The following is a 15,015-nucleotide window of genomic DNA, read 5'->3' as shown; positions in this document are numbered from 1 at the left end:
AGGAATGAATGGTAGAAAGGATGATAAGATATGCCTGATCAAGGAATGATCCGTCAATTGTTGAAAAGTAAAACCGGTACGTTGGGATTACTTATTATTTTGGCGGTAGTGTTATGTGCGTTGCTGGCACCATGGCTGGCAACTCATGATCCTGCTTCAGTTGCACCGCTCAAACGACTCAAGCCTCCGGTATGGTTAGATGGAGGAGAATCTAGCTACTGGTTAGGTACAGATAATCTAGGTCGTGATATTTGGAGCCGAATTGTATACGGAGCTCGTGTATCTTTAATTGTCGGTGTAGGCGCAGTACTGGTATCCGGTATGATTGGAGCGGTATTGGGATTATTATCCGGTTATTATGGCAAATGGATCAATGCGATTATTATGCGTGTTGCAGATTCATTTCTAGCGATTCCTTCAATATTATTAGCGTTGGTTGTACTTGCTGTCACTCAGCCTGGACTGCTGACTTTGATTATTGTAATCGGGTTAACTAACTGGGTGTCGTATGCGAGAGTGATTCGCAGTGAAGTGTTAAGTCTTAAAGAACGCGATTTTGTCAAAGCTGCGCAATCAGCAGGAGCAGGGCAGGGTCGCTTACTATTCCGTCATATTTTACCGAATGTGATGTCATCATTGATCGTTATTTCCAGTATGAATGTAGCGACAACGATTCTAATGGAAGCGTCGCTTAGCTTTCTTGGACTGGGCATCAAACCTCCTGATGTATCTTGGGGTGGAATGCTTAGTGATGGCAGACAATATATTGCGACCAGTTGGTGGGTGGCTACTTTTCCAGGATTAGCGATTACATTTACAGTACTGGGCGTTATTTTTCTAGGAGATTGGTTACGGGATAAATTAGATCCTCGCATTACAAATGATCAATCTTAATCTATAACAAAAGCGATAAAAAAACTCTAATATCAATCCTTATTACATCTGTAAAGGAGCCTATTCTGATGAGTCAAAAGACGATACAACCTGAAGATTTATACAAATATAACTGGGTCAGTGATCCTTCTATTCATCCTGATGGGGCTGTAGCTTATGTACACAAAATCATTGATCGTGAACGCAATCAATACAAAACGCATATCTATTATCTATCCGCCGATCGCACGCAAAAGAAAAGAATAACCGATGGCGATTATGATACAGCACCTGGCTGGTCTCCAAATGGAAGATATTTAGCCTTTATTCGTAAAACAGATAATAAGCCACAATTGTGGATAATGGACATGATCGATAGCTCAATCAATCAGTATAGCAAGCTTGAACGTGGGATTGGCTTATTTCGCTGGTCTCCAGATGGACGGTCTATCGCTATAACAAGTCGTGTGATCGGAACACATGAAGTAGAAGCACATGTACCTGATCGTGGACAAATTATAGAGCGAACTACACCCAAAGCAGAAGGTTCTGGATTGTGGAATGGAACATATCAACATCTGTTTTTGCTTGAATTATCAACTCGTCATATCCAACAGATCACAGAGGGTGATTTTGATGCTTCGGCTCCTGTCTGGTCACCGGATGGAACCGAAATTAGTTACCTTGCTCAAAAAAACTCTTCTATTATATATAGTGATATGGATCTCGTTTTTTATCAAGATTTGTACACATTAGATCTGTCTTCTGGACATACAGAAATCTATACAAATCATGATCGGATGATTACTCAATTAGCATATGCACCGGATGGAAAGTCATGGACATGTATTGCCAATGATCGAGAATATGGAAGTGGTACTCAGAATCAGGTATACCGGATCGATAGATCAACCAAACAAATACGTTCATTAACACCACAATCGCAGATCCAGTTCGGTAATTTTATACTGAATGATATGAAGAATGCGGCTGCTATCCCCGGGCCGATCTATAGTGCAGATGGACAATCTATTTATGTATTAGGAACTTATCAAGGAAGTGTAGATCTATATCGTCTTACTGAAGAAGGAATATGCACGCCGATAACAACAGGTGGAAAAGATATTCATCAGATTGTCTATGCTCCACAACAAAATATAATGGTGGCTTTGGTTGCTGATGCAACTCATCCATATGAATTTGTTGAATTTCCATTTCTTCCAGTATCTAATATCCAATGGGAGGAAGTAAAGCCATTAACAGACAATCATCAATGGTTAGCTGATTATAACGTAGCTGTACCCGAATTATTTTGGTATACCAATAAAGAAGGTATCCATATTCAAGGATGGTTTATGAAGCCAACGCATATAGCAGATAATGATTCTAAAATTCCATTGATTTTACAGATTCATGGTGGGCCACATGCGATGTATTCCGATGCGTATAGCCATGAAATGCAGACATTAGTATCACAAGGCTATGCTGTAATGATGGTGAATCCGCGTGGTAGCTTCGGGTATGGACAGCATTTTGCTCAAGCATGTCGTCAAGATTTTGGTGGTGGCGATTATCGTGATCTGTTAGAAGCAGTAGATGATGTGTTACAACATCATCCCGAATGTGATGAACAGCAATTAGGTATATGCGGTGGTAGCTATGGCGGGCTTATGGTGAATTGGATTATCGCTCATGATCATCGTTTTCGTGTAGCTGTTACACAACGTTGTATTTCCAATTGGATTTCCTTTTATGGAATAAGCGATATTGGGATTTCCTACACAGAAGGGATCATTGGTGGTAATCCATGGGCAGATTTTGAAAAGTTATGGTCACAATCGCCATTAGCTCATGTTCAGCATATAGAGACACCTCTACTAATTATTCATGGAGAGCAGGATATGCGTTGTCCTATTGAACAAGGAGAACAATTGTATACTGCACTCAAACGTCAAGGCAAAGTGACGAAGATGGTTCGCTATCCTGATTCTAACCATATGGTACTCAAAAGCGGTAAGCCTAGCTATCGTGTAGACTTGTTAACCCATGTGAATGATTGGATCAAGCATTATATCGATATTCCAGCAGAGGTTAATTTATGACAGAGTCCTTTTTGGAAAAAGTGAAGTTGTCATTACCAGTAGGATTATGGATTGAGAATTGTATGAGCAGTGGATTGGATGCAGCAACTATCATTTCATCTATTCATAACCAAGAATGGACAGCGTTATTAGCCAAAGTCGCTGATCCACAAATGGATATGGTAGACCGTCTACAGATAGCTACCGATATGAACGATCCCTGGGAACAAGCGATCATAGAAGGGTATAGATTCAAATTTATCCATATTGGCGGTGTCAAACGACTTTTACACTTCCGATTTCAACTGCAAGAACATCGTGATTATACCCAAACCGGAAACAAATTATCTGGATTAGTATTACATTCAGATATGATATCGAGTATAGAAGAAAAAATCGGTATTCAGTGGGAAATTGTGACCGATCCGCAAACGTTATCAAATCAGTTCGCTCTACAAATACGTTTAAAAAACGAAAGCTGTTGATTCTTAACAGCTTTTTCTGTTTTTTTACATTTATATATGTAGGAAAAGTGGGTTTTGTATGCGAAATGCAACCTATAGAACTTGCTTAATTCGTCAATCTATGGGAAAATTTCAGCAAGGTATACATTCTGGATATAATCATAAGCTGAATAATCAGCAGTTATAAACACATCTTACGATCTGTGCAAGCGAATTGATCCTCGTAAGGTCTTTATGACAGGGAGGTCAGCGCGATGGCACTACAACGAGAAGGAACAGCAGGACAGCAATTAATATCGCAAGCAGATCGATTTGCAGAAAAAGTAACACAGATGCAGTATCGCCAGCAACCGGATTTAATACAACGATTTGGACCCAATGGCAGAATAAGAACCAAGCAAGATTCTTTATATACGATTAGCTATTTAGCTGAAAGTGTACTGATGAAAAGTCCAAGTTTGTTTATGAATTATATTTCATGGCTAAAAGTACTGTTACATGGATATCGAGTCTCTGAACAAGATTTATTGATAAATTTATATGCGATCAAAAAAGCGCTTCAAAAAAGTTTTGATCATCCTCATAAATCCAATGTAATTGATTATCTGGATATGGGTATACATCATGTTCAAACAAGTGAATCGCAAACATCGTATATGGTGGATACCTCGTTATTAGGAAAAGAAGCGAAACAATATCTAGATTGTTTGCTACGTACAGAACGCAAAGAGGCCTACGCGCTTATCGTACATCTTCTTGAAAACGATACTCCTATCAAAGATATATACATTCATATATTCCAGACTGTACAATACGAGATCGGTCGATTATGGCAAATTGGTGATATCAATATTGCTCAAGAACATTTTTGTACAGCAGCAACACAAAGTATCATTTCACGTCTGTATCCATATTGGATAAGTGCAGGTGAGGAACGATATCGCTTAGTTGCGGCTTGTGTGGGAGAAGAACAACATGAGATCGGGATTCGAATGTTGGCTGATTTTTTTGAAATGGAAGGCTGGAATACCTATTATTTAGGTGCGAATGTTCCAGATCACAGTCTTTTACAATCCATTGTGCATCATCAGGCGGATGTAATTGCTATTTCTGCAACAATGACCTTTCACGTTCATTTAGTGCAAGACTTAATTGAAAAAATTCGCGCTGAAGAATCAACCAGATATGTCAAAATCATTGTCGGCGGATTGCCGTTTAATATTGACAGGGAACTGTGGAAGCGAGTTGGGGCAGATGGTTTTGCACCTGATGCAAATGAAGCTGTTGAAATAGCGACAAGCTTAGTAGCCCTGAATGATTCAGGCAGCCAGCCCTCGGTAAAAGGTTGAATAGCCTTTAGAAGGGAAGATGAACGCAATGACGAATGCTGAACAAGAAATTACTATTTTGCGTAAAACTATAGAAGATCTTTCCCATAAGATGATCAAAGGCAAGTATCAAGAAGAACAAATATTAGCTGAATTTTCAGCAATGAATAATGAAATGGTAACGCTACAACGTCAGTTAGCCAAAACAAATGCTGAGTTGAATGCTGCCAAAGAAGAAGCTATTCATGCCAATCAAGCACGCGCTCGATTTTTGGCGATTATGACTCATGAAATACGTACACCGATGAACGGAATGATCGGTATGTCCGAAATTCTGATGAGTTCTGGATTATCGACAGAGCAACAGCAGTCTGTGATGTTAATTCAAGAGTCGGCTGAATTGTTGCTCAGTATGATTAACAATATGTTGGACCTTTCCAAAATGGAAGCCGGCAAAATGCGATTGCAAGAAGAGCCTATCGATTTGCGATTATTATTGGATCATATTATTCGATTAAGTGAACCCAAAGCGCAAAAAAATGAAAATGTGATTTCGGCTTTTATTGATTACCGGGTAGAGAATGAGTTAGTAGGTGATGGCGGCAGAATCAGACAAATTTTGCTTAATTTGCTCAGCAATGCTAATAAATTTACCAAACAAGGAAAGATCGAAGTCAGTATACAATTGAAACATAATAGTGCAAATTCACAAGTTCTTCACATCGAAGTTACAGATACAGGAATCGGCATCTCAGAAGAAAATCAAAAAAATATGTTTCAGCCTTATGCACAAGCTGATCAACCTGGCAAAAACGATGTGGAAGGAACGGGGCTGGGGCTCTCCATATGTAAATCATTTGTAGAGCTGATGGAAGGAACGATTGATTTGAAAAGTGAAGAAAATAAAGGGTCAACTTTTTGGTTCGATATTCCGCTCAAAAAAGTTCAAGCTTCTTCGGACACTCAAGAGTTAATCCATACGAGTCTCGATGAACAGCAGATCGATTATAATCAACTTCCTTCTCATTTGCATCATAAACAGACGGATAAAGCGATATTAATTGTAGAAGATAATCCTATCAATCGTCAGGTGATTCAACTACAACTGAAAAAGATGGGAATGGAACAAGTTCATACAGTCAGCAACGGGCAAGAAGCCATCTCCAGATATCTTGGACAAACGTATCATTTAATTTTGATGGATAACCGTATGCCTATTATGGACGGTCTGCAAGCCACTCACAAAATTCGCGAATTAGAAACAGCAGAGATGCGCTTACCTGTACCCATTATTGCTCTAACAGGTAATACAAGTCAGGAAGATCGGCAGAAGTGTCTTGATGCAGGGATGAATGATATTTTGACCAAGCCGGTTAATCTTGAAAGTCTAACGGTCATGATGCGTAAATGGCTTCCAGATATCGTCCATGAAAAAGCATTAGATATGAGTGTTATTCAAGAAATATTGGAATTGAATGATGATGGTGATCCAGAAGTATTGCGAACACTAATCGAAATGTACAAAAGTGAGACTCCTACTAAGCTAGAACGATTAAATAAGTTAGTTCTTCGTAAAGATGCAGCCGAATTGTCTGAAGCCGCACACGAACTCAAATCGGGTAGCTTGAGTATAGGAATTAAATATATGGCGCAATTATTGCATCAGATTGAGACTCTAGCTAAAGAAGATGATTTGCGAGGAGTTCAAGAGCTTGTCCAATTGCTGGTTCCTGCTTATGAACAAGCATGTCGGGAACTAGAGCATTTAGTCAAATAAAAAAGAATTACAAAGGAATCTGCACTTTGCAGGTTCCTTTTTTGGTATACATGAATAAATAAATAAGCGTTCCCCTTTAGAATATGTGATTACTTGGGTAATGGTAGATATACCAATTGAAGATAAGGGGCGATACCTGATGTGCGCAGCATTCGATACAGCTAGAGAGTCGGAATCCGATTACCATGAAAAGTTTTATGAAGAAAATAAATTATTTGAACCCGGCACATGGATGGCAGGGCCTACGCCGATTGTGATGGAGCTGTTAGCACGTCTGCAAAAATATACACCGGCACCAAAAGTATTGGATATGGCTTGTGGAGTGGGGAGACATACAATTCCAGTTGCTCAACAATTAACTGAAGGCGGTGTGGTAGTAGGAGTAGATTTGCTGGATTCCGCGATTGAACAATTGCAGAGATATGCGGAAGAATATAAAGTCGCTGATCGGATTGAAGCTGTTACCAGCGATGTAGAAAGTTATCATATTGAACCTGATGAATACGATTATATGATTGCTACCGGATGCTTGGAGCATGTGTCATCCAAAGAATCGTTGCAAAAAGTTATTCATAGTATGCAAGCAGGTACTCGTACAGGCGGTATTCATTTAATTTCTATGACTTCTTCTGTTCAGCAAGTCGATCAAAAAACTCAAGAAGCAGAAGAAGGCAATATTGAGCTGAATTTGACGACAGAACAATTGTTAGAGCTTTTAAATGAATATTATAAAGACTGGAATATTATCGAACGCAAAGCAGTAGCACAAGCGATCGAAGAAACCAAAGATGGCAAAGAGATCGAACTGCAAGGCAATTGGATTACATTTGCAGCGTGTAAGGAAGAGGCTCAAGCTCATCCTGAAGTATTACAACAAGTACAAGAACCTACAGATCAATAATAGCTAAACATTATTATCATAGTGTACTGTGTAGCTGTTTGACACATCATGTAAAATAGAGAAGTAGTCAAGCAAACCGTACAGGAGGAATACATTGTGTTAGAACGGATCGATCAAAAATTAGAACAACCACAATTACAGGAATTATTATCATATGCTGTATTTCCTGATCCAAAAGTGTTGGAGGCTGTGATTGAACAGTATCATACACAGGATCAGATGCACTTATATGGATATCAAGAAGATGGCGAATGGATTGGCGTGATCGGCTGTGTTGAACAAGCAGATACAACGGACATTTTACGTATTCGTCATTTAGCCATTGCTCCGCATGAACGTGGTAAAGGATATGGACGCGGTATTTTGTTAGAATTGTTAGAAACAGCTCAGCCTTCTGTTCTGCTTGCTGAAGCAGATGATGAAGGAGCAGAGTTTTATCGTAATATTGGCTTTACAGTTATTGGTAATGGAGAGCTGAACGCGGCTTCTGAACGTTATCTCTGTCGTTATGAAGTAGAAGAGGAAGAAGAATAAACCGACCTACTGCAATATAATTGGCAATTTCAAATACACTCTTTGTCTCTATAAGTCTGGCTAATGATTAAATCAGACATCAATTATAGTGGATCAAAGGGTGTATTTTTTTGCATAAATCATACATATTTTTTGTATACATCATACATATAAGAGAAAAGGTATAAATAATCGTTATACTAATGCAAATGATTTGTATGTTATAATACATCACAATATTATTTGGAATTTCGTATAGATGTTAGCGGAATAGGAGGTACTCGTATGCAATTAACAGTTCAAGAAGCGCTTGCAGTGTATCCTCTGTCTGAAGCGCGCCTTGTTGCGGGTGCCCGGGGAACGTCACGACTTATGAAGTCTGTGAATGTTATGGACGCGCCAGATATCGCCGACTGGATCAAAAGCGGAGAAATGTTGTTTACCACTGCTTTTATTATGAAAGACAGTGAAGAAGAAGCTATCAAATTGATGCGAAAGTTAAATGAACGTGGTTGTGCAGGACTTGGAGTGAAGTTAGGACGATTTTGGGAAGTGATTCCACAGGCTATTATTGACGAAGCCAATCGTTTACAATTTCCATTACTTGAGCTTCCGTTTCAATTTACTTTTTCGGATCAGATGAATGCTCTTTTTCAAGCAGAACATGAACGGAGCACCAAACTGTTGCAATCGGTTTTACATAAGCAAAAGCGTTTGATGCAGTTTGCGCTTAATCAGGATCAACAGGGAAATGTATTTGCTGTACTGGAAGATATTTTGAAATACCCGATAGCGATTATCGGTTCACGCGGACATATTCTATATAATGGTGGCGAAGGCGGAGACAGTGTACTTCAAGGATGGCCCTGGAAAATGTCACCGACGCGCGTGAAATGGAACGCGGGTAGTTGTTATCGTGTTCCTATTATGAAGCGTAGTGAACAGTACGGATTTTTGTTAGTATTTACAGATAGCTCGATGCCACTGAAAGAAGAAGAAGAATTATTTCAGCAAGCTGCTGAAGTATTAGCTTTTCATATGGATACGACGTACCGCGAACATGTGAATCCTGGGGTACAAGACAAAATGCGCACACTGGTTACACAATATTTATCCAAACGAATGTCTCTGGATGATCTGACTGAAGGAGCAGGGCGTTTAGGAGTTAATCTATTTCCTGGCCCCTATCAATGCGTATTAACAACACTTGAACCACAAGCATTTTCTTCAGAAAAGCGTCTGGCACAGATTCATCAAGAGTTACAGTATAATCCGCTAATGCAGTTGTTTCCTTCTCAACATTTTCGGATTGAAGAAGGGATATTATCGATCTATGCTTGTCCATCTGAACGAGATTACGGTGAGGAATTATCTACGTTTTTGATCAATCGATTTGAAGATATGGAGTCTCTTGGTCATGATGGAGGTAGTCCGCGCTTTTGGATTAGTAAAATCAAAACAGAATCCAGTTCTTTACGTGAAGCTCATCAAGAAACACTGGAGACTCGCAAGTTAGCGAAGCGCTTTGGAATGACCCATATTGCTTTACAATTTCAAACGTTAGAATTTGCTTATGTCTTTCAGTATGTTCCTGAAAATATTATGGAGACATATTGTCATAAAATACTGGAACCGTTACTGATCAAAGATAGCGATCCTAATCAGGTGCTTATGAATACACTTGAAGCTTTTGTTGAAAATGATGGACTAATTAATGAAGCGGCTAAACAGTTATATGTACATCGCAATACAGTCACATACCGGATGGATAAGATCGGTGGTCTGTTGCAGATGGATTTTAAAAAGACAAATGATCTACTCAAACTTAAAATGGTGTTTACATTTCGCAAATTTTTGAAAGATAAACAACAGTCATAAGTGAAATAGTAGTAACGATACTAATGATGCTAGATATACTTACAACCGCATAGATTATTGAGTATCGTATAAAATTTTCAATCGATTCAAGTGATGTATGATTATGATAAAGACCCTTGCCTTTTGGTGAGGGTTTTTTGTATTATTCACAAAACACTACTTCAATGTTATGTTATATAACAAAATTATATCCGATTAGTTGATATGTTCTATAACCTTACGTAAAATGATAAAAAAGAATGAACGAAAAGAGGAATAGATTTGGAACATACACAGAAATCATGGCAATCATGGACTAAAGAAGAATTTTTACAACAATTTGGCGGCTTATATGAACATTCTGCTTGGATTACAGAGCAGGCATGGGAGCATAGACCGTTTAATACATTACAAGATATGTTAAATACGATGAAAAAGATTGTATCTGAATCAGATACTTCTACCCAATTAACGTTATTAAGACAACATCCAGATTTGGGAACCAAAATTGAAATGAGTGACCACTCGCAATCAGAACAAGCAGGAGCAGGACTAACCGGACTATCGGCAGAGCAATATGAACAATTAGCTGAACGGAATCGTGTGTATACCGAGCAATATCAATTTCCTTTTATTTTGGCAGTCAAAGGAAAAACGACTGATCAGATTTTAGAATCTATGCGTGATCGAACAGGAAAGCCGGCTGAAGAAGAATTTCAGACAGCTCTTGGACAGGTACATACCATTGCAGGGTTGAGACTGCAAATGTGGGCAGAAGAGCAAGGATTATCTCTTTCCTAATGATTCTGCGTTATATTCTGTCACAAGAGAATTAGGTTAATTTAGAAAGCAGGTGAAGCAAGTGAGCGGTAAAATAACAACTCATGTGTTGAATTTGGTACAAGGCACACCCGCCGAAGGAGTCAAAATCGAGCTGTATGATCGTCAAAAGCAGACATTACTTGCTACAGCTTTTACAAATGCAGATGGACGTGTCGATCAACCATTGCTAGCAGGAGAAGATATGCAGACTGGAGTATACGAACTGATCTTTTACGTTGGTGATTATCATCGTGACATTGGTATCAGTACAGCAGACACATTATTGTGGGAAATGGTTCCTTTACGCTTCCATATTATAGATACTGAACAAAATTATCATATTCCTTTATTGGTAGCTCCCGGTGGATACAGCACTTATCGCGGAAGCTAATCAGTCCAATATATCAACACCAGACAGACCACTCATCTTTATCGGATAAGAACCAAGCCTAACAGATCAAAACTTTAGAATAGTGAGAAGGAGTGTAGAGGATGCAACCAGAACTGGATCTGATTATTACTGGAGGCACTATTGTATTACCAGATCGTGTAGCCAAACTGGATATCGGTATTCGAAATGGCAAAATACAATCGCTAACTCCTTCTATCCCTTATACGCATGAAGTACCTGTAATTCAAGCGGAAGGATTGCATATTTTACCGGGAACTGTAGATATTCATGTTCATTTTAATGAACCAGGATTAGGCAGTTGGGAAGGATTCCAGACCGGTTCGGCTGCTCTTGCCGCAGGAGGAATTACCACTTATGTCGATATGCCGCTGAATGGTGTACCGCCGACTACGAATGCTGAACATCTGGATGCCAAAAAGCAAGTAGCCAAGCAACACTCTTATGTCGATTATGCGCTCTGGGGTGGGCTGGTAGAAGGCAATGTCGATCAATTAGCAGGATTATCAGCAGGCGGTGTAGTCGGGTTCAAAGCATTTATGTCAGAACCAGGTGGAGAAGGAGAAGATATTTTCACCAGGGCAGACGATACTACGTTACGTGCCGGTATGAAAGAGATCGCTAGATTAGGTCATGTGCTTGCTTTGCATGCTGAAGATGAACCAACCGTATCTGCGCTGTCCAAGCAAGCAATAGCCGAAGGCAGAACAGGAGTTAGAGATTATCTGAATTCCAGACCGATCGAAGCTGAAGTAATTGCTGTAAAGCGGGCACTGGAGTATAGTCGTCAGACGAATTGTGCATTGCATTTTGTGCATATTAGTAGTCGGGAAGCAGTCGATATAATCACAGCCGCTAAGCAAGAAGGACTCAATGTAACGGTAGAGACATGTCCTCATTATTTGGTACTTACAGATCAAGATGTAGAGGATCAAGGCGTACTTGCTAAATGTGCACCGCCTTTACGTCATATTACAGAGCAATCGGCTCTCTGGGAGGCAGTCACGCTTGGGCTTATAGATATTATCGCTTCCGATCATTCTCCTTGTCCGCCTGAAATGAAGCAATCAGACAACTTTTTTGAAGCATGGGGCGGTATATCTGGCGCACAGAGCACGTTACTATTGATGCTAGAAGAAGCTTATCATCAACGTCAGATTCCTTTGCCAGCTATAGCGAATATGTTATCAAAGCATCCGGCTGAACGTGTAGGCTTATCCAAGTCTAAAGGTCAGATTGCAATAGGAATGGATGCTGATCTGGTGCTTGTTAATTTAGGGCAATCTCATACGTTAGAACGTGATGATCTTTATGATAAACATCGTCAAAGCCCTTATGTAGGATATTCGTTTTCCTCCACTGTGCAGAAAACGATGGTACGTGGACATATCGTATATGATCAGCAATCTGGATTGACTGATACATGTATAGGACAATTTATTGCTTATCAGACAGGAGGAGTGATTCATGGCTAAGCAAGCAGCGCCAATGATCGAAAATTACAGTGCAAAGTTACACAGTATGGTGGAATGGCTGGCTCAATTTGGAGCGGATGAGCAAGGCGGAGTCACTCGATTATTGTATACTCCTGCTTGGTTAGAAGCTCAACAAGCATTGTTCCATTATATGAAAAATGAAGGATTAGAACCTTTTTACGATCAAGTAGGAAATCTTACAGGGCGGTTAGTAGGTAAGCAGTCAGAACAATTACCGATTGTCACAGGTTCTCATATCGATACAGTTGTATTTGGCGGCAAATATGACGGAGCATTAGGTGTTGTTGCAGGGGTACTGGCACTTTCTTATTTGAAAGAAACGTATGGAGAACCGTTACGAACGATTGAAGTGATATCACTAGCAGAAGAAGAAGGTAGCCGATTTCCTTTAACCTATTGGGGATCAGGTAATATCACTGGCTCGTATCAGGTGAGTGAAGTTCCGGTAGTGAAAGATCGAGACGGTATTAGCTTAGAGCAAGCGATGAAGCAAGCAGGGTTTGGAGAAGGATCGATATACACGCCATGTCAGCGCGAATTTGCTGCTTATATTGAACTTCATATTGAGCAAGGATTTGTACTGGAGCGAACAGAGCATCAGATCGGTGTAGTCACAGGGATTGTAGGCCAACGCCGGATTGAAGTGAAAGTGCTCGGTGAAAGTAATCATGCAGGCACAACACCGATGCAATGGCGTCGAGATACATTGGCAGGTGCAGCATTGATGATTAGTAGTGTGAAGCGTTCTGCACTAGAGTGGGGTGATCCATTGGTCGCTACAGTCGGAAGTCTTCAAGTATCACCGAATGTACCGAATGTGATTGCAGGCGAAACCACATTTACATTGGATATTCGTCATCTGGATCATCAAATATTGAATGATTATACAGATGCTCTATATGAAGAAATTTCAGCGATAGCAGAGCAAGAAGGATTAACACTCTCTTGGAAAGAGCATTTACGAGCTGAACCTGTGCCCATGCATCAAGCAATGATTGATGATTTGCAACATGTATGTGATCAAGCAGGCATATCATCGCTATCCTTACCAAGTGGAGCAGGGCATGATGCTCAAATTTTCGGTGTAGAGTGTCCTTCTGCGATGATCTTTGTACCAAGTCGTGAAGGAATTAGTCATAATCCACTGGAATATACAGCCGAAGCCGATATAATACAGGGCTTCAAAGTGCTGACCGAATTGCTATATCAATATGCTTATCGAGGTGAAGGCCATGAAGCGTTATAAAGACTTATCTCCACCCCCGCGTACGATTATGACACCCGGTCCTGTAGAAGTCGATCCGCGTGTATTACGAGCCATGTCGATGCCTATTTTGGGACAATTTGATCCTGCATTTACCGATATTATGAACGAAACGATGGAAATGTTACGCGAATTGTATATGACCCAAAATCAATGGGCTTTTCCAGTAGATGGCACTTCGCGTTCAGGGCTAGAAGCAGTGATGGTGAGCTTGATCGAACCAGGTGATAAAGTGCTAGTTCCAATCTACGGACGATTTGGTCATTTATTAACTGAAATTGCGGAGCGTTGTGGTGCAGAAGTTGTGACGATCGAGACGGAATGGGGAACTGTATTTGACCCGGAGGTTGTAAAGCAAGCGATCGTTCAATATCGCCCTACTATCGTAGCGATGGTACATGGTGAAACATCGACAGGATGTATGCAACCTTTATCTGAAATCGGACATTTTTGCCGGGAAAACGATGTGCTGTTTGTTGTCGATGCGGTAGCTACAATCGGTGGCGTTCCTTTTTATACCGATGAGTGGAAAGTCGATGCAGTAATGGGTGGTACTCAGAAATGTTTGTCTGTTCCTTCAGGCATGGCGCCTATTACGTATAATGATCGAGTTGAACGTAAGATTCAAGGACGTAAAAGTATAGAACGTGGACTTCGGGCTGCAAGCGATATTCCGTTAGCAGGTATGTCTGGACACAATCGTATCGCTAGTAACTATTTTGATCTGGCGCAATTGCAAGATTATTGGAGTCCTAAGCGACTTAATCATCATACAGAAGCGACAACCATGTTATATGGATTACGTGAAGGATTGCGTATTTTACTAGAAGAAGGTCTGGAAGCACGCTTTGCCCGCCATGCTGAAAATGGAGCGGCAATTGTAGCCGGTATTCGCGGGATGGGATTAGAATTATTCGGCGATGATAGTGCACGATTACCTGTGGTCACTTGTATTCAAATTCCAGCAGGTGTAGATGGAGAAAGTGTTCGTTCGATGTTACTGCATGATTTCGGTATTGAGATCGCCAGTTCTTTTGGGCCATTACAAGGTAAAATCTGGCGTATTGGTAGTATGGGATATAGCAGTAGTCGCAAAAATGTACTACATGTCTTGGGAGCACTGGAAGCAGTATTGATCCATCATGGTGTGAAATTGCCGGCAGGACAAGGTGTGCAAGCAGCACTTCATGTATATGCTGGTCAGAAAGAGGTGACCTACCAGTGAACATT

At 40.3% G+C, this 15,015-nt stretch carries 13 protein-coding genes; all 13 read left to right on the top strand.

Annotated elements, in window-relative coordinates; translation table 11 throughout:
* Nucleotides 1–30 precede the first annotated feature (30 nt).
* Nucleotides 31–894 carry an ABC transporter permease gene (locus tag ACFSGI_RS13595; protein ID WP_204824646.1) on the top strand — a complete coding sequence of 288 codons (864 nt, stop codon included), beginning with the start codon at nt 31–33 and terminating at the stop codon, nt 892–894.
* A 68-nt stretch (nt 895–962) separates the two neighbouring features.
* The gene (locus ACFSGI_RS13590) at nt 963–2,975 is read left to right on the top strand and encodes a S9 family peptidase (RefSeq protein ID WP_204824645.1); all 2,013 of its coding nucleotides are present in this window, start codon (nt 963–965) and stop codon (nt 2,973–2,975) included.
* The gene (locus tag ACFSGI_RS13585; RefSeq protein ID WP_204824644.1) at nt 2,972–3,439 is read left to right on the top strand and encodes a hypothetical protein; all 468 of its coding nucleotides are present in this window, start codon (nt 2,972–2,974) and stop codon (nt 3,437–3,439) included. The genes ACFSGI_RS13590 and ACFSGI_RS13585 overlap by 4 nt, the downstream gene beginning before the upstream one ends.
* A gap of 233 nt (nt 3,440–3,672) precedes the next feature.
* Nucleotides 3,673–4,767 (top strand): cobalamin B12-binding domain-containing protein, encoded by a 1,095-nt coding sequence (locus tag ACFSGI_RS13580; RefSeq protein WP_204824643.1) that lies wholly within the window; start codon nt 3,673–3,675, stop codon nt 4,765–4,767.
* Nucleotides 4,768–4,795: 28 nt separating this feature from the next.
* Entirely contained in the window at nt 4,796–6,523 is a 1,728-nt protein-coding gene (locus ACFSGI_RS13575) for an ATP-binding protein (protein ID WP_204824642.1), read from the top strand.
* Between the two features lie 139 nt (nt 6,524–6,662).
* Nucleotides 6,663–7,424 carry a class I SAM-dependent methyltransferase gene (locus ACFSGI_RS13570; RefSeq protein WP_204824641.1) on the top strand — a complete coding sequence of 254 codons (762 nt, stop codon included), beginning with the start codon at nt 6,663–6,665 and terminating at the stop codon, nt 7,422–7,424.
* A gap of 96 nt (nt 7,425–7,520) precedes the next feature.
* Nucleotides 7,521–7,958, top strand: coding sequence for a GNAT family N-acetyltransferase (locus tag ACFSGI_RS13565; protein ID WP_204824640.1), 438 nt, complete (start codon nt 7,521–7,523; stop codon nt 7,956–7,958).
* 264 nt (nt 7,959–8,222) lie between these two features.
* The gene (locus ACFSGI_RS13560; protein WP_204824639.1) at nt 8,223–9,815 is read left to right on the top strand and encodes a PucR family transcriptional regulator; all 1,593 of its coding nucleotides are present in this window, start codon (nt 8,223–8,225) and stop codon (nt 9,813–9,815) included.
* A 261-nt stretch (nt 9,816–10,076) separates the two neighbouring features.
* Nucleotides 10,077–10,595 carry a 2-oxo-4-hydroxy-4-carboxy-5-ureidoimidazoline decarboxylase gene (gene uraD, locus ACFSGI_RS13555; RefSeq protein ID WP_204824638.1) on the top strand — a complete coding sequence of 173 codons (519 nt, stop codon included), beginning with the start codon at nt 10,077–10,079 and terminating at the stop codon, nt 10,593–10,595.
* Nucleotides 10,596–10,656: 61 nt separating this feature from the next.
* Nucleotides 10,657–11,007 carry a hydroxyisourate hydrolase gene (gene uraH, locus ACFSGI_RS13550; RefSeq protein ID WP_204824637.1) on the top strand — a complete coding sequence of 117 codons (351 nt, stop codon included), beginning with the start codon at nt 10,657–10,659 and terminating at the stop codon, nt 11,005–11,007.
* Nucleotides 11,008–11,108: 101 nt separating this feature from the next.
* Complete coding sequence (locus tag ACFSGI_RS13545) at nt 11,109–12,500, top strand: allantoinase (RefSeq protein ID WP_204824636.1); 1,392 nt, start codon at nt 11,109–11,111, stop codon at nt 12,498–12,500.
* Nucleotides 12,493–13,767 carry an allantoate deiminase gene (gene allC / locus ACFSGI_RS13540; RefSeq protein WP_204824635.1) on the top strand — a complete coding sequence of 425 codons (1,275 nt, stop codon included), beginning with the start codon at nt 12,493–12,495 and terminating at the stop codon, nt 13,765–13,767. Before ACFSGI_RS13545 ends, allC begins: the two co-directional genes overlap by 8 nt.
* Complete coding sequence (locus tag ACFSGI_RS13535) at nt 13,754–15,010, top strand: pyridoxal-phosphate-dependent aminotransferase family protein (RefSeq protein WP_204824634.1); 1,257 nt, start codon at nt 13,754–13,756, stop codon at nt 15,008–15,010. Before allC ends, ACFSGI_RS13535 begins: the two co-directional genes overlap by 14 nt.
* Nucleotides 15,011–15,015 lie beyond the last annotated feature (5 nt).

The organism is Paenibacillus nicotianae, assembly GCF_042681745.1.
Taxonomy (GTDB): domain Bacteria; phylum Bacillota; class Bacilli; order Paenibacillales; family Paenibacillaceae; genus Saccharibacillus; species Saccharibacillus nicotianae.
This window is presented reverse-complemented; position numbering and strand designations above follow the sequence as displayed.

Bases quoted from the DNA above. Each gene is read 5' to 3' on its own strand.
- ACFSGI_RS13595 (WP_204824646.1), top strand. From the start codon at position 31: ATGCCTGATCAAGGAATGATCCGTCAATTGTTGAAAAGTAAAACCGGT.
- ACFSGI_RS13590 (WP_204824645.1), top strand. From the start codon at position 963: ATGAGTCAAAAGACGATACAACCTGAAGATTTATACAAATATAACTGG.
- ACFSGI_RS13585 (WP_204824644.1), top strand. From the start codon at position 2,972: ATGACAGAGTCCTTTTTGGAAAAAGTGAAGTTGTCATTACCAGTAGGA.
- ACFSGI_RS13580 (WP_204824643.1), top strand. From the start codon at position 3,673: ATGGCACTACAACGAGAAGGAACAGCAGGACAGCAATTAATATCGCAA.
- ACFSGI_RS13575 (WP_204824642.1), top strand. From the start codon at position 4,796: ATGACGAATGCTGAACAAGAAATTACTATTTTGCGTAAAACTATAGAA.
- ACFSGI_RS13570 (WP_204824641.1), top strand. From the start codon at position 6,663: ATGTGCGCAGCATTCGATACAGCTAGAGAGTCGGAATCCGATTACCAT.
- ACFSGI_RS13560 (WP_204824639.1), top strand. From the start codon at position 8,223: ATGCAATTAACAGTTCAAGAAGCGCTTGCAGTGTATCCTCTGTCTGAA.
- ACFSGI_RS13545 (WP_204824636.1), top strand. From the start codon at position 11,109: ATGCAACCAGAACTGGATCTGATTATTACTGGAGGCACTATTGTATTA.
- allC (WP_204824635.1), top strand. From the start codon at position 12,493: ATGGCTAAGCAAGCAGCGCCAATGATCGAAAATTACAGTGCAAAGTTA.
- ACFSGI_RS13535 (WP_204824634.1), top strand. From the start codon at position 13,754: ATGAAGCGTTATAAAGACTTATCTCCACCCCCGCGTACGATTATGACA.